Origin of the sequence: Nocardia sp. NPDC051981, from assembly GCF_040680715.1 — a bacterium.
In the GTDB taxonomy this organism is placed as follows: Bacteria; Actinomycetota; Actinomycetes; order Mycobacteriales; family Mycobacteriaceae; genus Nocardia.
The window spans coordinates 51,925-74,289 of sequence record NZ_JBFAXK010000033.1 but is presented as its reverse complement, the minus strand read 5'-3'; the positions used below and the strand labels follow the sequence as shown (position 1 = coordinate 74,289).

Sequence of the window (22,365 nt, the reverse complement as noted above, 5' to 3'; positions counted from 1 at the left end):
GGGCCGGTTGCACGTTTTCACCTCGACCGCAGAATAACGACCCATGGATCTGCGAGAGACGACCCAGCAACGGGAACTACGCAGAGAGTTGCGTGAGTATTTCGCCCAACTCCTGCCCCCGGCACAACGTCGAGAGGTGGCCGAAGCCGGCGCCGGCGGGCCGCGATTCCGCGAAGTGACCCGCATGCTCGGCCGCGACGGATGGCTCGGAGTCGGATGGCCGAAAGAATACGGCGGCCGCGGTCTGACCGCCGAAGAGCAATTCATCTTCTACGACGAAATACAGCGGGCGGGAGTGCCTTTCCCTCTGGTCACCATCAACACCGTGGGCCCGGCGCTGATGCAATACGGCACCGAGGAGCAGAAGGCCAGGTTCCTTCCGGGCATGCTCACCGGCGAGATCGTGTTCGCGATCGGTTACACCGAACCCGAGGCCGGAACCGACCTCGCGTCGCTGCGAACGCGGGCCGTCGCCGACGGTGACGGGTTCCTCGTCGACGGCAACAAGATCTTCACCACCGGCGGCAACACCGCCGACTACGTGTGGCTCGCGTGCCGCACCGACCACGCCGCCCCCAAACACCAGGGCATCTCGATCCTGATCGTCCCCTGCGACGACCCCGGCTACTCCTGGACCCCGATCACCACGGTCGGTGGCATGACCGTGACCGCCACTTACTACTCCGGCATTCATGTTCCGGCCGCCGACGTCGTCGGTGCGGTCAACGGCGGCTGGCAACTGATCACCACCCAGCTCAACCACGAGCGGGTAGCGCTGGCCGCCCTCGGCGGCCGGATGATCCAGCTGTGGGAGGAGACCCTCGCCTGGGCCAAGGACACCGGCGCCGCCGAACAGCCTTGGGTGCGGCGCGAATTCGCTCGCACCCACGCACGGCTGGAAGCGATGCGGCTGATGAACCACAGACTCGCCGCCGAGGTCGGTGACGGTACATTGAGCCCCGAGAAAGCCGCGGCCGCAAAAGTTTACGGCACCGAAACCCATATCGACCTGCAGCGGTCGATGAGCTTCGTGCTCGGCGCCGGCGGACGGCTCCGCCCCGAGGCGGCCAGGGCCGCGTTGCACGGTCAGGTCGAGCAGCTTTCTCGACAGGGAATCGTCAACACGTTCGGCGGCGGAGTCAACGACGTATTGCGTGACATGGTCGCTACCGGCGCTCTGGGTCTGCCCCGAGGTGCACGATGAGCGCGGCATCGCACGACAAGCAAGGAACGCAAGTCCGCGAGCTCCGGCCGAGGCCGGCGATCAACCAGGACAACAAGTTCTGGTTCGAGGCCGCCCGGCAGCATCGGCTGGTCGTGCAACGGTGTGCGGGCTGCCGAACCCTGCGGCACCCACCCGGTCCCCAATGCCCCCACTGTCAGTCCTTCGACTGGGATGCCGTGCAGGCAACCGGCCGGGCCAGCCTCTACTCCTGGGTCGTGGCACATCATCCCCGCCATCCCAGTTTCGATTACCCGCTGATCGTGGGGCTGGTCGAGCTCGAAGAAGGAACCCGGTTGATCACCAATCTCACCGACGTCGACGTCGCCGGCCTCGAAATCGGTATGCCACTGACCCTCGGCTGGTTCGATGCCGACTCCGAGCTGAGCCTGCCGGTCTTCTCCCCGACCACGATCAAGGAACGCTGATGGATTTCCGACTCACCGGTGAACTGCTCGAGGTCCAAGCGCTGGCCGCCCAATTGTTCTCCACGCTCGGCGATTCCGGCAAAGTCTGGACAGAACTCGGTCGCACCGGACTGCTCGGGCTGGCTCTGCCCGAGCAGTACGGCGGTGCCGGACTCGGCATGGACGCCGCCTGCGTCCTGCTGGAGGAACAGGGCCGCACCGTCGCGGCCGCCCCGCTGTGGCCGCACATCGTGGCCGGGCTGATACTCGCCCGCCACGCCTCTGTCGACGACGTGCTCGCCGGCGTCGCCGACGGCACCGTCCGACTCACGGTCGCGCTCGAGGAATACGGCAGCGCCGACGCCGGTGCACCGGCGTGCCGGGCGACCCCGTCTCCGTACCGGAACGCCTCGGGGCCCTGGCAACTGACGGGGGTCAAGGCCGTCGTCCCGGCACCCGAGGGCACCGGCTTCGTGCTCGTCAGCGCCAACGCCGAAGATGGTCCGGGCCTGTACCTGGTCACCAACAACGAGCTGACCTGGGAACCGGCACCGACAACCAGCCTCGAACCCGCACAGGATCTCGTGCTGGAAGCGACACCGGCCCTGCGGATCGGCGGTTCGCAGACCTTGGCCGAGGTGGTGCGCTGGTCACGGTTGGCCGTAGCCGCACTACAGATCGGGGTGGCCGACGGCGCGCTGCGCCTGGCCGCCGATTATGTCCGCGACCGCCGCCAGTTCGGCCGATCCATCGGCTCGTTCCAATCCGTGCAGCACCAGCTGGCCGACTGCTGGACCGAGATCGACGCCATGCACCTGACCCTGTGGCAGGCCCTCACCTTCGACACCGACGAACAACACCCCGACCGCGCCGCGCTGGTCGCGGCGTGGTGGTGCGGGCAGGCCGGTCTCGATGTCGTGCACCGCGTCCAGCACGTCCACGGCGGCATCGGAGTCGACATCGATTACCCCGTCCACCGCCACTTCCTGTGGGGCAAACAACTCGCCGCCACCTTCGGCGGACCCGAAGCCGCCCTGCAGGAGCTCGGCGAACTGATCGTCAGCGAGGGCCTGGACCGATGACGCTGCAACACATCTCCCAAACTCTGCCCGCGCTGACAATGCCGTTCCTGCTCGTGCTGATCGCGGCCATCGCGACCGCCCGCCGTCACGACCGGGAACGCGCTGCGCGAGCGCTGCATCCGAGCCGATTCGGAGCCACCCACGCGGGGCCGGACACCGGGAGCCGGCGATGAGCGCGTCGATCGCCGGTGTCGCGGCCATCGCCGGCATCGGAGCCACCGAGTTCTCCAAGGCATCCGGACGTAGCGAGCTGGCCTGGCCTGCGAGGCCGTGACAGCCGCCATCGCCGATGCGGGACTGAGCCCGCGCGATGTCGACGGCATGGTCACCTTCACCGCCGAGTCCTCCTCCGAGAACCATGTCGCGCGCAATGTCGGCATCGGTGAGCTGTCGTTCTTCTCCCGGGTCGGTCACGGTGGCGGCGCGGCCTGCGGCACGGTCGCCCACGCGGTCGCCGCGATCGCCGCCGGGCTCGCCGAGGTCGTCGTGTGCTGGCGGGCGTTCAACGAACGGTCCGGCGAGCGTTACGGTTTGGGCCAGGCCGACCGGCCGATGGACACCAGCGCCGACCGGGCGGCCTATTCCTGGATGACGCCGTACGGTCTGTCCACCCCGGCGCAGTGGGTGGCGATGTTCGCGCGCCGCTATATGCACGAATACGGCGCGACGAGTGAGGATTTCGGTCGCATCGCGGTCATCGATCGAGCGCACGCGGCGACCAACCCGCGAGCCTGGTTCCACGGTCGCCCGATCACGCTCGCGGACCACCAGGCGTCGCGCTGGATCGCCGAGCCGCTGCGCCTGCTGGACTGCTGCCAGGAAACCGACGGCGGGCAGGCAGTGGTCGTCGTGTCGGCAGAACGGGCGCGTGACCTGCCGCATCCGCCGGCGTACGTGCTCGGCGCGGCCCAAGGCGCGGGCGAGGACCAGCTCATGATGACCTCCTACTACCGGCCGTCGATCTCCGGCATTCCGGAAATGGGACTGGTCGGGCGGCAACTGTGGCGGCAGAGCGGGCTCCGGCCGCAGGACATGGGCGCGGTCATTCTCTACGACCACTTCACCCCGCTGGTGCTGCCGCAACTCGAGGAACTGGGCTTCTGCGCCCGCGGCGAAGCGCGAAATCTGCTCGCCGACGGCCACTTCGGCCCCGGCGGCCGGCAACCGATGAACACGCACGGCGGCCAGCTGGGCGAGGCCTACCTGCACGGCATGAACGGCATCGCCGAAGCGGTGCGGCTGGTCCGGGGCACGTCGGTGAACCAGCCCGCCGACGTCTCGAACGTCTTGGTCACCGCCGGCACCGGCGTGCCGACCAGCGGCCTCGTCCTCGGCAACACCACGCGGTGACGCCCGCACAACCTCTCCGCAATCACGAACACGAGAAATGAGAACACGCATGCAAACCCTGAAGGACAAAGTCGCGATCGTCACCGGCGCAGCCGGTGGCGTGGGTCGCGGCATCGCATTAGCTCTCGCACACGCCGGCGCCCGGGTGGCCATCGCCGATGTCGAACCGGCCGACGGTCTCATCGCCGAGCTCGGCGATGAGACCGTGCTCGCGGAGATCTGCGACATCCGCGACAGCGCCCAGGTCAACGCCTTTGTCGACAAGGTCGTCGCCCGGTTCGGGACCGTGGACATTCTCGTGAACAATGCCATGGCAGGGGGTTTGGTACCGCTGTCCGAAACCAGCGACAGGGACATCGAACTGGCGATGAACACCGGCCCGATGGCCACCCTGTATTTCATGCGCGCCTGCTACCCGCACCTCGTCGGGGGCGGCAGAATCATCAACCTCCGATCCGGCTCCGAAGTGACCGCCGTTCCCAACTTCGTCACCTACATCGCGGCCAAGTCCGCCATCGCGGGAATCACCCGCGCCGCCGCGCGGGAGTGGGGCCGGTCCGGCATCACGGTGAACGCCATTTGCCCGTTCGTCCTGTCCGACTCCGCCGCGGCCGAATTCGAAAAGCACCCGGGACAACTGGACAACATCCTCACCAACCTGTCCATCCCCCGCGTCGGCGACGCCGAGAACGACATCGGCCGTGCCGTGGTCTACCTGGCCGGACCGGACGCGAGCTACGTGACCGGGACGACACTCAGCGTGGACGGCGGCGCCGCCTTCATGGCATAGCCCGGCCGCCAACGGATCCGGACGCGAATACGAACGACGATGCGAGCCCCGGCACGGACAATCACCCGGCGCCGAGCCGCATCGTCGCGTTTTCGACGCGGCGTCGAGCTACCCGGCGACGCCGCAATCCCCCACCCGCCCAACCACTATCGCCTCGCGCTCCGAGGTGAGCACCGAGACCGCCGCGACGACGACGTTGACCAGTGCGAGCTGTTGCACTTTGTTGTGGGGCTCCGAAAGGATTGCCGCTCTGCGGTTCGCGACTCAGGAGCTGTGGAAGATCGCGGCGGTGACCTGCCGGGCGGCGCCGAGCACCAGTGGGGCGACTTGCTCGAGCTGCGCGTCAGGCTTGCCGGTCAGCGAGATCGCACCGAGCGGGGTGTCGCGCGGGGTGCGGATTGCCGCAGCGGTACAGGCGATGTCGTCGAAGCACTCGCCCCGCGCGAACGCCACGCCGCCTCGGCCACGGACAGCGCTGAGTTGCTTGTGCAGCTGGTTGATATCGATGATGGTGCTCGCGGTCGAGCGGATCATCGCGCCCTCGACGCGTTTGTCGACATCTTCGGGTGTGAGCCAGGCCAGCATTGCTTTTCCCAGCGCCGTCGCGTGTGCGGGCGCTGTCGCGCCGACCCGCGACGGCACGCTGCGGGCGACGTGGCCGCCCATCTTGTCGAGGAAGCGCACCTGCCCCCTGTCGAGGGTTGCCAGGTGCACGGTCATACCCGTGCGCAGCATCAGTGCGTGCAGCAACGGCGCGGCTGCTGATCGCAGTGCGTCGGCGTCGTCGTTGCGGCCCACCTGCAGTGCCCGCGGCCCCAGGCTGTAACCCAAGCTGGTGCGATCGAGCCACCGCACTCTGACCATCTGGTCGATGATCCGGTGCACCGTCGAGCGGGGCAGCCGGGTGCTCCGGGCGACGTCGTCCAGTGTCAGATAGCTGGTGCGGTAGGGAAACGTGTCGAGGATCAGACTCATCCGCTCGATCATCGAGGGTGGGAGCTGCGCGCTCGGCGGTTGTGAACCTTCGAGGAGTGAGGCACTCACGGGACCTCCGAGTAATTAACTGAAATTGATTCTAGTGACAGCTCCAAGTTAGCAGCGTACCGACCTCACGTGAAGGCAAAACTGAAATTCATTCTGTCCAATGGCCAGTGACGCCCGTCCTGCCAGTGGCTCGCCTATTCGCTCGCGAGCCGCGTCGCGGCGACGAATTGTTCGACCAGGGTGGCGATCTGGGCCGCAGCCGGTTCGGTCAGGTGGAGTCCGTCGGTGGTGGTGACGGCAGGTGTTGTCCCTTCATGTAGTCGTCGGGCCAGGAGCGCGAAAAGCGCGCGGCCGCAACGTTGGTGCCGATGAGCACCGTGACGATCGATGGACGACAGGCGATGACGTCATCGAGGCGGGTGAGCAGATTCCAGGCGCGCGGTCACGGTTTCACCCGGCTGCGCGCGCACCACCGCGTGCCCCATCAGCCAGCACACGGGACGATCGAACGCCGACGCCGCGGTGCGTGAAACATACGCCTGCACAACGTGTTTGCCGCCGCGCTGACCGACATTGGTGACCTCGACGGCCACAACGGCCTGCTCGTCGCTCCCGGCCGCGAGGGCCGGGTCGGCGATCTCCCAGCCGCTGTAGCCGAGCCCGTGCCCGAACGGGACAGCCGGTGCGGGCCCGCCGGCGGCGGCCCGGCGCAGCCACTCGCGGTAGCCGACGTGGATGCCCTCGGCGTAGTCGAGGCGCCCATCCACCGGTTCCACCTGCCAGACCGGCACGTCGGCCTCGGCGGCAGCCCAGGTGGTGGGCATCCGGCCACCGGGTTCAGTGGCGCCGCTGAGGACATCGGCCAGCACGGCGCCGAACTGCTGCGGGAACCAGGTGAGCAGCGTCGCCGGTGCCTCGCTCGGCCACGGCAGCACAACCGGGCCACCGGAATTGACGATCACGACGGTGCGTGGGTCGGCCGCGAGCACCCGCCGCACCAGCTCCTCCTGACCGTCGGGCAGGGCCAGCGTGGGGCGGTCGATGCCCTCGGATTCGATGGTCTCGGTGGTGCCGACGACCACGATCGCGACATCGGCGGCCGCGGCCAGTTCCTCGGCCCGCGCCAATTCCTCGGCGGGAGTGCCGAAGACCTCCTCGGTCTCGAGCATGAGCCGGGCGACGGGGAATCCACCGGGCAGTTCGGGCCGGAACTCGAGGGTGAGCTGGACCGGCCGCCCGGCCTCGCGAGTTCGACGCCGAAGGCCCGCGACGGCGGATTCAGAATCGCCTGCGGCACATCGTCGCTGTCCGCCACCGGACGTGGACTGCGCGTGCGCGAGTACACGGCGATGCTGTCGTTCATGGGTGCGTCTCGGGCGTTGCGCACCATGTGATTCGGTTAGATGGTCGTTTCGCTCTGCTCGCGAAACTCCTGGCGGAGGGACTTCCTGTCGAGCTTGCCGACTGCCGTCTTGGGAACGGATGAGCGGAACACGAGGTTGCGGGGCTTCTTGTAGGAGGCGAGCCCCTCGGCGACGAAGGCAATCAGTTCGCTGCGGAGCTGTTCGGATTCGTGATGGCCGGGCGCGAGGACGACAACTGCTGTCACGGCCTCGACCCAGACCGGGTCGGGTGCTCCCACGACGATTGTTTCGGCGACAGCCGGGTGCGCGAGCAGTCGTTCCTCGACTTCCCGGGGATAGACGTTGTATCCACCGGAGACGATCATGTCGGAGAGCCGGTCTTTGAGGTAGAGGAACCCGTGCTCGTCGAAGACACCGACATCACGGGTGTGAACCCAACCGCCGGCGGTGAAGGTGGCCTCGTTGAGTTCGGGCGCGTTGAAGTAGCCGGCCACGGCGGATGGTGAGCGCACCACGATTTCGCCGGGGGTTCCTACCTCGACGTCGTTTCCGTGTTCGTCGACCAGCCTGATTTCGACATCCAGGGCGGGTTGCCCACACGAGAGCAGGCGCTCGCCGTGGTGATCCTCGTGGCGTAGGACAGTCAGGCACAGAGGGGCCTCGGTCTGCCCGTAATACTGCAGGAACTGCACGTGGGGCAGGGCCGCCATCGCTTCCTTGATCGTGACGAGCGGCATGGGCGACGCCCCGTAGATCAGGTATCGCAGCGACGAGACGAGCTGGGGGTCGAAACTGGTGCGCTGCAACAGCATCTGGACCATCGTCGGTACCAGGATGGTCGAGGTGACCCGGTGGGTGGCGATCTGCTCGACGAAGGTGTCGGGATCGAATCCGGGAAGAACCAAGGTGGTGGCACCACGCAACCAGAACGGGAGGACGAACACCCCGCTGGCGTGGATCAGCGACGCCGAATGCGCCATCACGTCGTCGGGTGCAACCGGCAGGAGATTCAGGAGCACATTGCGCGCGATACCCGCATACGTTCGCTGGGTGTGCTGCGCTGCCTTGAGGACTCCCGTGGTGCCCGAGGTGAACAGGGTCAAGATCACGTCGTCGGGCTCGACGGTGACGTCGGGGACGGTGGGTGGCATGGTAGCCGCGATATCGAAGAGGGTGCGGGTGTCGTCGAACGACGACTCGAGGCCCACACAGTGCAGCTGCGGGAACCGCTCGGCCAGTTGCTGCGCGCGGTCGGCCAGGTCCGGGCCGTAGAACAGGGCGGTACAGCCGGTTTCGGCGATCATCCGGCTGTGCTCCTCGACGGAGAGCCGGGAATTGAGCGGTACGCGGTTGACGCCGGCCTTGACGCATGCGAAGTCGGTCGGGACGGAGTAGATGCTGTTGTTGACCAGAAGTGCGACACGTGAACGGTATTCGCATCCGTGCTGAAGCATGGCATGTGCCAGCTGACTGCTGAGTTCGTCGACCTCGCGGAAGGTCATCCGTCGGTCTCCGCAGATCACTGCTGTCCGCTCGCTGTGCGGGCGGGCGCCCCGCACGATCAGGTCTCGGGTCAATGGGCTCATGGTGACGATCCTTCTGTGCCTCTGGGAATCTCGTGCTGTGTGTCGCGGAATCCCGTGTGTCTCAAACCGTTCGGATTTACGCAAAGCTGCCGTGACGCCCGGCCCCGGATGCGAATCGCGCAGCACCAGCGACGCCCTCGCGCTCGACGATCGGTGCGCCATCGGTTCCTTCAGCCCTCAGCGCGGCATCGAGGGTCAAATCGAAAGACCGGTATGCCGATGTCCGGTCGACCAACATGCACTCCTGCGGGAACTGCAACAACTGGTTCGCGATCTCTCGTGCCGCTTCCAGCGAGGTGCCCGTCTCGACCACCCGATTGACAAGCCCGAAGGAAAGCGCCTCATCGGCGCCCACGGGGCGGCCTGTGAGGATCATGTCCAGTGCGCGCCCCTGACCGATGATGCGTGGAAGTCGCACGGTGCCGCCATCGATGAGGGGCACCCCCCAGCGGCGACAGAAAACCCCGAACGTCGAATCCTGCTCACAGACTCGGAGATCCGCGAGAAGAGCAAGTTCGAGTCCGCCTGCCACGGCATACCCGCTCACCGCGGCAATGAGAGGTTTGCCGAGTGCCATGCGACTCGGACCCATCGGCCCGGTACCGCCGCCGTGGGGATCGAGTTCGTGGCGACGCGCGGGGTCTCCCACTGCTGTGAGATCCGCGCCGGCGCAGAATGTTCCGCCGGCCCCCCACAGGATGGCCACGCGCTGGGAGTCGTCGGCTTCGAACTGCTCGAACGCATCACGAAGCTGCGCCGCCATCGGCCCGTCGACAGCATTACGCCGATCGGGGCGATTGAGCACGACAGTGGTGACACCACCGTCACGTTCGACGACGATGTCCGTCGCGGTCTGCGCGGGGCAGGCGGGGGAAGAATTGGATGACACAGCCGGCCTCCTGACGGTCGGTTGATGGTTGCGAGGAGCGTAGCCGCTTGTAACAACTTTGAACAGAGTAGGATCAAATTGTGTTTCAAGTCGATGGGCGGCCCACCGCCGCCCGGGTCATCCTCGACCTCCTGACGGCAAGTCCGGAGGCCGAGTTCGGGCTCGACATGCTCACGCTCGCCGGCGAGATCATGGGTCTGACCGCGGCGAACATGAGAGTGTCTGCCGCCCGAATGTGCACGGAAGGAAGAATCACCCGCACCACCCGCGGCACATACCGGCTGCAGACCGAAGCGCTGCCCGCCTACACCGAGGTCAGCAGCTGGCGAAGCCGCATCGAGCGCATGGTGCCGTGGGACGGCACGTGGAACGCCGTCGAACACTCCCGCGTCAGACGCAGCGACCGAGCGGCGCTACGCGCGCACAACAACGCACTGTTGCTGGCCGGTGTGGCCGACTGGACTCCTGCGGTAGCGCTACGGCCGAACAATCTCGATCACGGCACCGATGGACTTCGGGCGACCTTGTCGAGACTCGGCGCCGCACCCGAATGCCACGTGTACCGAATCGACGAGTTGAGCACCGAAGACGGTGAAGCCGTACGTCGCCTGTGGGACAGCACATCTCGGACACGACACCTGCAGGAAGCATCTCGAGCACTCGCGGACGCAACCCGCACCAGCAATGCTCGGACAGTCACAGAAGACGCCCGGACATCGCTACTGCTCGGCAGTGCGGTAATCAGCACCATCGTGCGCGATCCGCTGCTGCCGGAGGAGCTCGCCCCACTGACGCCACTCATCGAACTGATCGAGCAGATGAAAGAGTTTCAGGATCACGCGCTGACGTTATGGCTCGAGCTACTCGAAGATGGACAGAGAACCTGACCCATCATCAACATCTCGAACACTCCGACCAGGGCCAAACTCCCACCCGGATAGCCCGGGAGATCCGACGTACTTTGCCTATAGTCAGCACTGTCCCAGCCCTTGCAGACGACGGTGAACAAGTCGGGTCAACCCTGGGCGGCCTCGATCATGGCCCGGCCCGCGATGAACCACCACACGATAGACAGTGCAGCGGTTCCCAGGGTCGCGGCCACGATTCGCCAGAGCGCACCTGGTTCTATGACGGGCCGGTCGTCTGGAATCCCGCGGAGTTGGTTCCACCGCCACCGCAGGTGTGCCCGTACGGAATTCACCGCCGTCTCCGTCACGTCATAGTTCAAGATCAGCAAGGCGGTCATGAGAACATCATCTCCCCGGCGAGAGCAAGGACAACCGGCAGGCAGGCCGGGTCGAGTGCGCTGGAGAACGCGTTCTGCAACTCCGGCAGCGTCACACAGTGCCCGGGGCCGACGACGGGGAACGGCCATCCCTGATCGTGATCATGTGGCACACGCCGTCGGAAATCCATGCCAGGCAGCGGATTCCGTTGTATTCCATTCGTAGGCGTACCGGGTGTCGTCGGCGGCGGGAGCGGGCCCGGTCGTGGCGAGCATCGGCGCCGGGTGGCGCACCTTACGCCGAACGGTACCCGCTGGAATCCCGTACCCCTCGTGGAATTCGTCCCGGATCAGGACGACCCGCTCGACGCTGGGGCAGGGCGGCTGTTGTTGTCTACCGTGGCGCTCAGGTAGTCGATGCCCGTCACAGAGTTCCAGTCCTTGATTCCGCCCTTACTGGGAAACTCATCCGGACACGAGGCACTCACCCATTGGGTGGAGTGGCTGTCGACGAAGACCGAGATCTCGTGTGAGCCAACAGTGCCCGTGCATCGCACCCGGGCTCGCACCCGGTAGGTGTCGTCGGTGTCGTTGCGGCAGCTGCGACCGCTGCACGACACCCCGTCGGCCAGGTCCGTGGCGTTTGCCGCCGGGGCGAGCGCGCCAGCCGCCGCGGTGATCAGAGCGGCAGCGCTCAGACCTACCAGCAACCGTTGAGCCATGTGTGAATCAACTCCTATCGACTGTGTCCCGACCCGGGATTCAGCCTGTCGCACAGAAGGTTTGGCGCGCATCAGGGCAAACCCGGAATTCGCCCGCTCTGACACCCTGATTCGCGGCGAGGGCCGCGGCGAAGATTCCGAACGCCTCGTCGACGAAGAGGACTGACCGCACCACCCACTCGGTGGCAAACCAGCGCCGATGGTGCGGCAGCCTCATGCGGACGCGACCCAGTCGCTCACCGCGCCATCAGCCCAATTCTCACCGTGGAGCAGCCCTACCGGGACCCCAGATCATCGGTAGGTCTGTCGGTGATTCGGTGTCAATGTGCCCGGTTCGCGCGAAATAGCCCCAGACTCTGCGTAGTTGAGCGCCGAGTCGTCCGATATCGGTCCATGTGGTGGTGCCGAGCATCGGTGCTGATCGCCATGCTTGTCGTGTGCCCAGGAGCAGGGGTAGTTCGACGCCGTGTGTCGCGCCGAACGCGGATCCCTCGGGGCGCCAGTCGAAGCGGTACATGTGCACGCGAGCGCCCGCGTCGTCGAGTTCGGCCGCGAAAGTGCGGAGTGTTTCCCCGCGCACCGGTTTCCGGTCATGTGAGGTGGCGGCCGAACCCCTCGAGCACGGCCGTCACTGCGATGTCGAAGTGATCGGTTCCCACCGCCGCGTCGTCGGCAACGGCCAAGAGGTTGTAGTCGGGCGAGTCCGGTGCGGGTTTGCGACTACGGCCGGCGCTGTCGCCCGCTTTCGCCAGCATGTGACCGAGGACGTATTCCTGCAGGCACCGCGTCAGTTGTAGCGCTGTACCCGGCGGGAATCCCGCCGTCTGCAAGGTTGCGATCATCCGGTTTCCGATGTCGATGGCTTCACCGTGTCGGGCCGGGCGACCAGCGAGGACCGGTATCGCCTTCGGGTGCCGGTCCAGCATCGATCGCAGCCGCAGGGCATACGAGCGCATCAGCTCGCGCCAGTCGGCGTGCCAGGGCAGTTCCTCGAGGTGTAGTTCGGCGAACATCGCCGAGGCCACCGCATCGAGCAAGTCCTGCTGGTCGGTGAAATGCCGATACGCCGCCATCGGATCCGCACCCAGTGCTGTGGCCAGTTTCCGCATGGAGAAGGCGTCGACTCCGGTCTCATCGATCACCGACAACGCTACGACCGCAATGTAGTCCCGGTTCAGGACGGTCCGGGTCGGCGCATCCCGCCGCGGTGCGGCAGCCTTCCTGTTCACGAGTCGAGCTCCCCGAACACCTCCACCAGCCGGGCGGTGAACTCGGTCGCATGGGTTTGGTATCCGGTGTGCCCACCCGGAAACACGCTGCAGATCGCGCCGACCTCTCGCGAAAGTTTCTCGGTGGCTGCGTAATACGGGCGGCCAACGCTGTCGCGGCCCACCGCCAACCGCCAGGGCACGGCGGCGGCGCGCACGGCGTCGAGGTCGGGCCGGTAATCGAAGCAGAAGCAGGGCAGTTCGCGACGCAACAGCAGATCGATGTTGCCGAGCATGCGCGTCATCACCGACGGGGCCCGGCCGGTGACCCGGCGCACGACCGATCCCGCAGCCAGTCCCGCCCGAGCACCCGCCGCCAGCACAACCTGGCCGATGCTGGAGCGAAACAACCGGGGAAGTTGTGGTGCGGTCATCACCCCGAACGCGGCGAAGGCACGCATCGGATGCCTCACCGCCAACTCACCGATGCGCTCGATCTCCTGTCGCGCCGGATCGTCGGGTTCCAGCAGTTGCACCAGCGGTGGCTCGTGCACCACCGCGGCATGCACCCGATCCGGATATCGGGTCAACAGTTCCAGCACGATGATCGCGCCGCCACTGCTGCCGAATACCTCAGCTCGCTCCACGCCATAGGCGTCGAGTATTGCCACCACATCCGACGCCTGCGTGGTCACGTCGATAGCGCCACCAGCCCCGGTGAACGGGCTGCGCGAGTTCCCGCGCCGATCGAACGTCATCACGGTGCGATCCCGTCCGAGCATGGCAACGGCATCGGCGAAAATTCCAGCGTCTCCACCGCCCCCGGCGATCAATACCAGCGCCGGCCCCTCCCCCACGCATTCGGTGTGCAGGCGCGCACCAGGCACGTCGACGATCCGAACCCTGCCGCCGTCCATCGCAATCCTCTCCGCCACAGTCAGCCCACTGATATCTACATTGTAGACTAAGTCTACATCGTAGATACGCGAGCCGAGATGGCGCCGGACTGTCGTTTCGGGGTACGCCAGAGCGCCACACTCCGACCTGCGACGAAAAGTGTTGATCCAGTGTCGATTTCAGCCTATTTCCTGACATATGACGGTGACGCCTACGACTCGTATGTACCGCCGACCCATCCGCGGACCAGAGCAGGCTCGGACGGTCCGGCAGGCCAGAACTGGAGGCGGACGCGGTTGAGGACCTCGAAGCTGGGCGCGTCGCGCGAGTACAGCGGGATGCTGGCCTCGTCGAGGTCGGCGGCGGCCACGGTGTCGACCCGAGGACTCTCTTCGTCGGGCCACCAGGCCATCGACACGCGAAGCCGCAACCAGCCAGCGGGTACGTCGAATGCCGGGCCGTCCTGTGGGGACAGCGCCGGCGATCCGAGGACCATGCGACCGGAACCGGCGTGCAGGCTGCACTCCAGCACGACCTCGGCATCGGCGCCGAGGGCCGGAGGTCCATCGGTGACCTCGACGGCGACTACCAGGCCCCCGTTGACACCCGTCTCGACCGCGACCGCGTCCCTGCCCAGCGCCAGGTACCCGCCTGCCGGGGAATCGCCCGGGCCCCAGAGGCCGCACACATCCTCGGCCGTGTCCTGGTCGAAGACGTGGATCTGGCAATAGTCCGAGAACAGCAGCACGTCCTTCGACACCGAACACTCCTTCTGCACACCAAACGAATCCGCACAGCGCAAGGGGAACGAGCCCGCCGCACAACCTCATCGAGCCATTACCACCGTCGCTCGCGCCAGGCGGCGGGATCGGTCTCAGCTTGCCAGCAGCCCGTGACGGTGTCGGCGCGCAGGTAGCTGTCGGCGATTTCGCGGCTGATGCGGAATTCCTTGGCCAGCAACGACTTCAACTCATCACTGCTGCGCGCTCGCGCAGCTGGCAGGCCTGGGTGTCGGTCAGCGCGGGTTTGCGGCCGGTGCAGGTGCTGACGAAGAACGATCAGGACGAACTCGCTGAGATCCCCGCGGACGGCTGCCTGTTCGCTGCTCGGGATGTCTCGACCAGCTGGGCACCCCCGATCCGGTGCGTCGTGTTCAGTGCTGACCTGCGGCAGCGAGGAAGACGACGGTGCCCGGTCCTGCCCGGCCGAGCCGATCGGAGTCGGCTGCCCCAGAAATCTGGGGCCGAGGAAGATCTGGAATTTCCTCATTTCACACTCTGTGAACGTTAGTGTTCGTGGACCCCATCGGCTGGATTCATGAGCAGGAGCTTCAGATGAGTGCAAGTAGGACCTTCTCTCGTCGAATCGGCTGGGGCGCATCGGGATTGGTCACGACGGCCGCGCAGACCGTCATACTCGGCCCGGCCTCCGCCGGCGCCCTGGTGCCAACTCCGGCGACCCAGGGGTGCGGAGGCGGCGGCAGCGGCAGCGCTGGAACCGGCAGCCTCCGATTCTGACCGCCCAGTCCTCGAACAGGAGTGATACATGAGTACAAGCAGTGCGACTGTCCGCCGAATCGGCCGGGGTGCAGTGGGTTTGATGGCGGCGGCCGCTATGGTCGGGCTCACGACGGCCACCGCGTCAGCGGATTCGGCCATGACCATCAACGCCCCCGCCGGTGGTTTCGTGGTGGGTACCGACGTGGATATCGACGGGACGGTTTCCCCCACGCTGTTTTCTCTCCCGTGGGAGCGAGTGACCTTCCGTGACAACGGGACCTGCTTCTTCTCGGGCTTCCAGGGGTTTACCGTCGGCATTCACGTCAAGTGGACTCCCGCGACCGCGGGTGCGCACACGATCACCCTGACCCAGGGGAAGTTGCTCGCGTCGCAGACCGTCACGGTTGCTGCCGCACCCGCCGGTACCCCCGTGCCGACTCCGGCCACCTACGGCTGTGATGGCGCCGGAAGTATCGGCACCGGGAGTTTCGGCTCCTGAACCCGCCTTCTCGAGGGACAACGGCCACGTTTGACATATAGGTGATTTCCTACCGATCGCGGCGGTTCATGCCGCACCGCGCGAAATCCGGAACCGTCGATCGAGTGTTCGAGCCGCCGGCCGATTCGGCAGCAGTGATGTAACTGAACGGGATCCGGCGCTGACGGGGTCCTGGTAGAACTCGCCGAAAATCCAAAGAAATTCGAAATATGAACTGATCAGGGCTGTATTCGCAACCCTCCGCAGCGCTCGGCATCGGATGCGAGAGAGTCGCATCCGATGCGAGTCGGCAGCAGACGGGTCGTCTGGATACCTTCGTTCGCGAGACACCCTCAGCGCCAAGGTGTTCCGCAGGCTGTCAATGTTCGAACTCTTCTGCATTGTTGTCGTGGGTGTTCGGCTATGTGTGCAGTGGACTTCGAACATCGGCGTGTCGCGAACTCGTCTGCGCTACCGTGCTTTTCGTTCGAACTCGTGTGCACTGAGTCAACGTGCTGATCTCGGTCGGCCAGTTCCAGCGCGACCTGCAAAACGAACTCACCCGCGAGACCTGGCCGCCGCCTGCGCGCAAGGCGTCAAATCCGGGCGCCGCCCGCAGGTCGCCACGCTCGGGGCGGTAGACGAGGTCCACCGGCAATAGGCTGCAGCCTGCACGTCACCGCACTGCCACATGTACATCGAGCACTACTGGCTGCCGCCGAAATAGTCGGAGAGAGCGCTTCGGCCGCTGATCGCAAGGCATTTCGGATCTACCGGGACCGACCGACCGACCGACGCGACCATGTGATCAATCCGCAGCGTACCCGGTGAATTCCTGGGCGGTCGTTGTGACCATGCGACCGCCCATCGCGTGCACCGCGGAGTGCAATCGAGAATCACCGCTGGGCGGCAATGGCATTGACCACACCGATGAACCGTCTGCGCCATCGATCGCCTGCACGGTGACGCCGTCGGTCAAGATGAGATGGCTTGCGTCGGTGATGCCTTCGTACCTCGTGAACTGTGAGGTGTTCGCGAATGGCGACGGCTGCTGCCAGATCCGATGTCCGTCGGTGAGATCGAGACCGGAAAGCGTTGAGCCATCGAGCGATCGGACAATCACCGTATCGCGCACCACTCCCACTATCGCGCCCTTGCGTCCCGTGGGATCGTCGAGGCCGATCAGCGCATTGGTCCACAGAACTCGGCCATTCGTCCGGTCGTAGGCGCTCTCCCCGGTAAGGATCGGCAGTGGTGTCGCGGTTGCGGCCGGATACCACTCGAGGATGAAGCTGGCATTGGCGACCTCGGTGATCCGGTGGCCATCGCGTCCGAGCAGCGCGACTGTTCCCGCACTGCCGCTGCGATCGATCACCTGCGTGGCGATCAAGCCGCCGTCGAAGACATAGCCGACGGGAGCGGTGAAAAGCAGCTCACCGGAACGCAAATCGTATACGCGGACCTTGCCGTCGCGCCCTTCCCGGAAGTAATCCGGGGCGTCGATCCGGGGAATAACGGGTTCGCCGGGAATCGGTGTCGGATACGTCTTGCGCCAGGTCGCTGCGATATCGGCAACGGTCCCCCGCGTAATGACAGCGGTCTGCCAGTCCGCGGTGCGCCCGGCAACGGAGACAACGCCGTCGCGGACCGCGATGTCCATGACCTCGAAATCCGTTGTGTGGTCGGCGAGTACCCTGCCGGTCGCACTGTCGACGATCAGCACTCGATGTGTGCCGTGACAGGTGAGCAGCCCTTCGATTACGATTTCACCACAGCTGTCGATTTCACCGACATCGGTTGTCCAGCGCGGCTTTCCGGTGCCCGGGTCGATACCGTGCATTCGCACCGGACCGACCGGCAATCCAGCCTCGCCGGTTGCGCTACCCGGCACCGCGGTGGCCGCCACGATCATCGTCCCGGCGTCCATCGGCTCGCCGTATCCGTAGTAGCGGCCCAAACTGTGCGGGGCTGACAGCAGGACCGCACCGGGCTCATCGGACAGATCCGAGGCGCGCACCGTCCACCGCGGGGCGGGAGCGGAGCCGAGCTGGGGCGAAATACGAAACCTGCCGCCCAACACCGGAGTCGCTTGCTGCGACTGCCGAGGTGACCGGTCCGTCCACACGATCGCCGCCACGCCCACCACCACGACCAGCACCACGATCCAGATCCCGCGCCTGTTCCGACCGGTGAACCACTGTGCGGCCGAGTTCATGCGGCTGTCTCCTCCAAGCATCGCTCTGATCCAGACTCCAGTCTGGACGCGCCCCCACGCAAGGTATCAGCCACTTCCGAGGTGGGAATGGGACCGGAGCGGTTTCGCTGCCCGGTAGTTCACCGGAACCAGAAAACCCCAGTCGAGCAATCAGGCCGTTTACCTCGGTATTCGCCGGGTACCACCGATCGGCTGTATCCGAGTTCGAAGGAGTGCGTGGATGGACGCTCTGCCCGGCACATCGACAAGTCGCGCCAGGCAGCTGTCCGTCTTCGATCGATTCGTCACGATGGCCAGTGAATTTGCCTCTCGCGCAGGCTTACTCGTCCTGAGTCGAAAGCTGGGAGCAGAGCCTGATAGACGACGGTGGCGGCGGTAGGCGCCGAGCTTCGGAACGACTGCAACAGTGCCGGCGGCCACCTCCACGCGATGAGCCTCAGCCTCTCCGCGCCTCGAGATCGCCCGTCCTGCGTAGGCGGGCCGACAAGACCGACCCGGTGCTCTGCTCAGGTCAGAGGAGCTTCAGCAGGTGCAGGTCGTCGACGTACTTGTGGACAAGGGCGGGGGAAAGGTGGGGGATGTCGGCGTCGGGGTCGAGATTGGCCTGCTGCACGGCGGCGCGGAAGAGGTCGGCGGGGAGGACGGACCCTCGGGTGGGTGCGGCGGGGGTACGGTAGGCGTCCAGAAGCGGGAGGACGGATTGCTGGCGTTGCTGCTGGGGTAGGGCCAGCAGGGCGCTCTCGAAGCGGGACAGCCATTCGCCGTAGTCGTCGAAGCGCTGGACGGGGTGGCCCTCGTCGATGAGCCAGTCGACGAACTGGTCCAGGGAGATGCCGTCGTCGTAGGGGTTCAGGACGTCGAAGCTCTGATAGCCGCTGGTGGCGCGGCCGCCGAGGGTGACGATCGCGTCGGCGGTGAAGTCGGCGGGCAGGCCGTCGTAGTGCGCGCGCTGCCGATGGCCGCCGGAGTCGGTGCGGTAGAACGACTTCGGCGCCATGCCGGTCACCAGGATGCTGAGGAGCAGCCGGGTGAACATGTCGGTCACGTTGAGCTGCCCGGCGTAATAGCTGTGCGCGAGGATCATGTCGGAGCGGAACACCGCCACCGGCAGCCCGAACCGCTCCTGCGCGTCCCGTAGTAACACCTCGCCGGCCCACTTGCTGTTGCCGTAGCCGTTGGCGTAGCTGTTGTCGAGTATCCGCTCCGGGCTCATCTCGCGGATGTCGCCGTCCTCGGCGAACCTCCCGGGCGGCACCTGGCCGGCAACCGCCACCGAGGACAGGTACGTAACCGGCTTGCGCTTGCCGGTGAGGGCCAGCCGGATCACCTCCGCGGTGCCGACGACGTTGGGGCCGAACAGCTGATCGTAGGGCAGCACGTGGTTCACCAGCGCGGCGGGATGCACGACCATGTCGGCGGTGTCGGCCAGCCGCTGCCAATCCTTTTCCGTCAGACCGAGATTCGGGTATCCGATATCTCCGGGTAGCACCTGCAGCCGACGTTGGGACAGCTCCTGATAGTGCCGCAACAGCGCCGGATCGCCCGAGTCGAACACCGCGTCCAGCCGTGCCTGCGCCGCGTCCGCGTCCTTGCCGCGGATGATGCAGATCAGGGCCCCATCGACGGCGTCCAGCCGCTCCAGCCAGCGCAGGCACAGGAACCGGCCCAGGTATCCGTTGGCACCGGTGAGCAGCACGGTCCGCGGCGTCGTGGCCGCCGCCGGCAGCGCGGGCGCGGCCTCGAGAGTGCCGGCGTCGATGAATTTCTCCAGTGTGAGGTCGGCGGCGCGGATCCGATCGCCGGTGCCGTGCACCGAGACCGCGGTCGCGCTGCGCCCCGCGGTAACCTGCTCCTCCTCGATGTATCCGGCCAGCTGTTGCAGATCGACCGCGGGACTGACGATCACGCCGACGGGGACCTGTATCCCGAAGATCTCCTGCAGCAGGTTGGACAGTGACAGTGCCGACAGCGAGTCGCCGCCGAGATCGCCGAAATGCGAGTCGGGCCGGATATCGGCGTCGGCGCAGCCGAGTAGCGCCCGCACCGCGCGGTGCACGATCTCCGGCACCGGCCGGTCACCGATCCCGCTTCGCAACGCGGTCAATTCGTCGGTCTGCTGCCGTTCCAGCTCCCGGTAGAGTTCCTCCAGCCGGTCCCCGTAGCGCTGCTTCAGCTTGGGCCGCAACAGTTTTCCGACACCGGACAATAGCCCTTCGGCGCGGGTGAACGGGTGCGTCTCGATGATGATGTCGCGCGGTATCTCGTAGGAGGCCAGCCCGGCATTCTGCGCGATCTTCTGCAGCGACTGCAGGACGGCGGCCTTCAGATCGTCCGGATGCGCATGCAGCGCCTCGTCGGTGGGCACCACCACCGCGAGCACGTAGGCGCGCTCGCTGGAGCCGTACACGTAGATCTGCCGCACCAGCGCGCTGATCGCGTATACGGCCTCCAGCTGGGACACGGCGACGAATTCGCCCTGCGAGAGCTTCAGCACGTTGTTCCGCCGGTCCACGTACACCAGTTCGTCGGGGCTGATCTCGGCCATGATGTCGCCGGTGCGGTAGAAGCCATCGGCGTCGAACATTTCCGCGCTGAGCTCGGGCCGCTTGTAGTACCCGGGGAACATCGTCATCGTCTTCACCAGCAACTCGCCGCGCGGATGCGGCCGGTCGTCGTGGTGGTAGCCGAGTTCGGGCACGTCGGCGAGCTTGTAGTCCAGCACCTGGGGTCGGTGAATGTGGTTGTCCCGCATGATGCCTCCGGCCTCGGTGGAACCGTATCCGTCGTGCAGCGGCAGTTCGAACACGGACTCGATGAAGGCCCGCGTCTCGGCGGACAGCGGCGCGGTCCCGCAGCTCATCGCCAGCACGCGGCCACCGAACTGCCGCTCCCGCAGGTCGATTCGCACCTCACGCTCGGCGGTGGTGCGGTCGGCGCCGTCCGCGACGCGCTGTTCCACCTCGCTGACGAACTCCTGGAATACCAGATCGCATACCCGCGGGACGAAGGACACCTCGGTGGGCCGCACCAGTGCGAAATCGTCGAACAGGGTGGACATGTGGCTGCCGGCGGTGAAATACGCGGTGCCACCACGCATCAGCGTGCTGACCACCTGCATCCGTCCCGCCAGGTGGCTCTGTGGCATGTAGTTGAGCTCGATCGCGGGCAGCGAAGTGCCATCGGCTCCGTAGCGGGTACGCCACATCGCGGCCAGCATCTCCTCGGTATACATCGCGCCCTTCGGGGTGCCGGTGCTGCCCGAGGTATAGATGAGCATGGACAGCGGATTCTCGTCGGCGGCGGGCACGAACAACGGGGCGGGAGACAAGCTGCTGCCTCGGTCGAGCACGGCGTTCAGCTCGGCCACCAGGATGGGACTGCCGGCCTGCGCCAGGCGGTGGCGGGCGCCCTCCATGGCGGCACGGTCGCTGTCGTCCTCCGGGTGGTAGTCGAAGACCAGCAGTTGCTGTGGAGTGGCGGTTCCGGCGAGCACCGCGTCCACGGCCCCGTCGAGCATCTCCAGGCTGCTGGCGAGCACCCGCGGGGTGGTCTCGGCGAGGATCGCCGCCCACTGCGCGGGCGTCGCGCTCACCTGTAGTGGCACCGATACCGCGCCCTGCCGGGTGCAGGCGAAGTCCACCGTGATGTAGCCGGGGCTGGTGAATCCGAGGATCGCGACGAAGTCACCGGCACGCACCGGATGCTGCGGGTCTCGGTGCCATGCGGCGGCCAGCGCGCCCACCCGCGACCACAATTCCCGGTAGGTCATGGTGTCGAAGCGCGGCAACAGCCGACGGACCCGGCGCCCGGCGGCGTCGGTGCCGAGTTCGGTACCGCGCATGCCCAAGGCCGGCCTGTCGGCATACCCGGCCGCGACGGTGTCGACCATCTGGGCCAGTCGCAGGCCGGGCCGCGCGGCGGCGGCGATGACCTCCTCCGACGGCATGGCATCGCGCACCTGCTGGTCGGCGAAGACCTGGTCGATGCGGTGCTGCTGTTCGGTTTCCCACGTATGCGTCGCCATGGCCGGTCTCCCTGGGTCGTTCGACGGGCTACAACTGGAGAAAACCTTTGGCAAATTCGAAGTCTAGTTCCGTGCCTCCGGCGCGCGCCACGATCACGGGGGACTGGGCGAATGCGCGGCGACATCGCGGGCTTGTGGTAACCGACGCAATCGCGGGCACGTGGCGACGCCGCACTCGGTCGGCGCCACGTGCCCGCCACCTGGGCATCGCAAGCATCAAGAACGGTTCGCCGACGTACTCCGGGGGTCAGTTACGCAAGGCTCCGTGCTTACGAGGGCACCCCGGACCGGACGAAGACCCAACGATCCCCCACTGAATCCGCCGCCCGCCAACGTCTTTCGAAATTGCGTTCAGCTGCGAACAGTTGACTGTTCACGACCAAATATCCAGGTGTACAAATCTTTTCGATGGCCTTGACAGCA

At 66.3% G+C, this 22,365-nt stretch carries 19 protein-coding genes and 1 pseudogene; 8 read left to right on the top strand and 12 right to left on the bottom strand.

What is annotated here, in order from left to right:
• The first annotated feature begins 43 nt into the window (after positions 1-43).
• From AB0L60_RS37010 to AB0L60_RS36985, 6 genes and pseudogenes are all read left to right on the top strand, one after another.
• Entirely contained in the window at positions 44-1,204 is a 1,161-nt protein-coding gene (locus tag AB0L60_RS37010; RefSeq protein WP_364624137.1) for an acyl-CoA dehydrogenase family protein, read from the top strand.
• Entirely contained in the window at positions 1,201-1,650 is a 450-nt protein-coding gene (locus AB0L60_RS37005; protein ID WP_364624135.1) for an OB-fold domain-containing protein, read from the top strand. Before AB0L60_RS37010 ends, AB0L60_RS37005 begins: the two co-directional genes overlap by 4 nt.
• Positions 1,650-2,711, top strand: coding sequence for an acyl-CoA dehydrogenase family protein (locus AB0L60_RS37000; RefSeq protein WP_364624133.1), 1,062 nt, complete (start codon positions 1,650-1,652; stop codon positions 2,709-2,711). The genes AB0L60_RS37005 and AB0L60_RS37000 overlap by 1 nt, the downstream gene beginning before the upstream one ends.
• Positions 2,708-2,884 carry a hypothetical protein gene (locus AB0L60_RS36995; protein ID WP_364624131.1) on the top strand — a complete coding sequence of 59 codons (177 nt, stop codon included), beginning with the start codon at positions 2,708-2,710 and terminating at the stop codon, positions 2,882-2,884. The genes AB0L60_RS37000 and AB0L60_RS36995 overlap by 4 nt, the downstream gene beginning before the upstream one ends.
• Positions 2,881-4,061 (top strand): annotated as a pseudogene (locus AB0L60_RS36990) (lipid-transfer protein). Before AB0L60_RS36995 ends, AB0L60_RS36990 begins: the two are co-directional and overlap by 4 nt.
• 49 nt (positions 4,062-4,110) lie before the next feature.
• The gene (locus AB0L60_RS36985; RefSeq protein WP_364624129.1) at positions 4,111-4,851 is read left to right on the top strand and encodes an SDR family oxidoreductase; all 741 of its coding nucleotides are present in this window, start codon (positions 4,111-4,113) and stop codon (positions 4,849-4,851) included.
• Between the two features lie 264 nt (positions 4,852-5,115).
• Here the strand turns inward: AB0L60_RS36985 and AB0L60_RS36980 are convergent, their stop codons facing one another.
• The 4 genes from AB0L60_RS36980 to AB0L60_RS36965 form a co-directional block, all read right to left on the bottom strand.
• The gene (locus AB0L60_RS36980) at positions 5,116-5,826 is read right to left on the bottom strand and encodes an IclR family transcriptional regulator (protein WP_364624127.1); all 711 of its coding nucleotides are present in this window, start codon (positions 5,824-5,826) and stop codon (positions 5,116-5,118) included.
• 416 nt (positions 5,827-6,242) lie between these two features.
• Complete coding sequence (locus AB0L60_RS36975) at positions 6,243-7,319, bottom strand: glycoside hydrolase family 3 C-terminal domain-containing protein (RefSeq protein WP_364624167.1); 1,077 nt, start codon at positions 7,317-7,319, stop codon at positions 6,243-6,245.
• Positions 7,235-8,785: an AMP-binding protein gene (locus AB0L60_RS36970; protein WP_364624125.1), complete on the bottom strand. Its 1,551-nt coding sequence runs from the start codon at positions 8,783-8,785 to the stop codon at positions 7,235-7,237. The genes AB0L60_RS36975 and AB0L60_RS36970 overlap by 85 nt, the downstream gene beginning before the upstream one ends.
• 76 nt (positions 8,786-8,861) lie before the next feature.
• A complete protein-coding gene (locus AB0L60_RS36965) occupies positions 8,862-9,674 on the bottom strand; it encodes a crotonase/enoyl-CoA hydratase family protein (protein ID WP_364624122.1) in 813 nt (270 codons plus the stop codon).
• Between the two features lie 167 nt (positions 9,675-9,841).
• Between AB0L60_RS36965 and AB0L60_RS36960 the strand changes: the two genes are divergently transcribed.
• Positions 9,842-10,561, top strand: coding sequence for a hypothetical protein (locus AB0L60_RS36960; protein ID WP_364624120.1), 720 nt, complete (start codon positions 9,842-9,844; stop codon positions 10,559-10,561).
• Positions 10,562-10,689: 128 nt separating this feature from the next.
• Here the strand turns inward: AB0L60_RS36960 and AB0L60_RS36955 are convergent, their stop codons facing one another.
• The 6 genes from AB0L60_RS36955 to AB0L60_RS36930 form a co-directional block, all read right to left on the bottom strand.
• Positions 10,690-10,920 (bottom strand): hypothetical protein, encoded by a 231-nt coding sequence (locus AB0L60_RS36955; RefSeq protein ID WP_364624118.1) that lies wholly within the window; start codon positions 10,918-10,920, stop codon positions 10,690-10,692.
• Positions 10,921-11,249: 329 nt separating this feature from the next.
• On the bottom strand, positions 11,250-11,621 hold the full coding sequence (locus AB0L60_RS36950; protein ID WP_364624116.1) for a hypothetical protein: 372 nt from the start codon (positions 11,619-11,621) through the stop codon (positions 11,250-11,252).
• 590 nt (positions 11,622-12,211) lie between these two features.
• Positions 12,212-12,850, bottom strand: coding sequence for a TetR/AcrR family transcriptional regulator C-terminal domain-containing protein (locus tag AB0L60_RS36945; protein WP_364624114.1), 639 nt, complete (start codon positions 12,848-12,850; stop codon positions 12,212-12,214).
• Positions 12,847-13,746, bottom strand: a complete 900-nt coding sequence (locus AB0L60_RS36940) for an alpha/beta hydrolase (RefSeq protein WP_364624112.1) — start codon at positions 13,744-13,746, stop codon at positions 12,847-12,849. The genes AB0L60_RS36945 and AB0L60_RS36940 overlap by 4 nt, the downstream gene beginning before the upstream one ends.
• 191 nt (positions 13,747-13,937) lie before the next feature.
• On the bottom strand, positions 13,938-14,486 hold the full coding sequence (locus AB0L60_RS36935) for a hypothetical protein (RefSeq protein ID WP_364624110.1): 549 nt from the start codon (positions 14,484-14,486) through the stop codon (positions 13,938-13,940).
• Between the two features lie 77 nt (positions 14,487-14,563).
• A complete protein-coding gene (locus tag AB0L60_RS36930; RefSeq protein ID WP_364624109.1) occupies positions 14,564-14,995 on the bottom strand; it encodes a hypothetical protein in 432 nt (143 codons plus the stop codon).
• Between the two features lie 276 nt (positions 14,996-15,271).
• On the opposite strand from AB0L60_RS36930, the gene AB0L60_RS36925 reads away from it, so the two are divergent.
• A complete protein-coding gene (locus tag AB0L60_RS36925) occupies positions 15,272-15,724 on the top strand; it encodes a hypothetical protein (RefSeq protein WP_364624107.1) in 453 nt (150 codons plus the stop codon).
• A 787-nt stretch (positions 15,725-16,511) separates the two neighbouring features.
• Here the strand turns inward: AB0L60_RS36925 and AB0L60_RS36920 are convergent.
• Both AB0L60_RS36920 and car read right to left on the bottom strand, forming a co-directional pair.
• A complete protein-coding gene (locus tag AB0L60_RS36920; RefSeq protein WP_364624105.1) occupies positions 16,512-17,426 on the bottom strand; it encodes a PQQ-binding-like beta-propeller repeat protein in 915 nt (304 codons plus the stop codon).
• A 1,003-nt stretch (positions 17,427-18,429) separates the two neighbouring features.
• Positions 18,430-21,942, bottom strand: coding sequence for a carboxylic acid reductase (gene car / locus AB0L60_RS36915; RefSeq protein ID WP_364624103.1), 3,513 nt, complete (start codon positions 21,940-21,942; stop codon positions 18,430-18,432).
• Positions 21,943-22,365 lie beyond the last annotated feature (423 nt).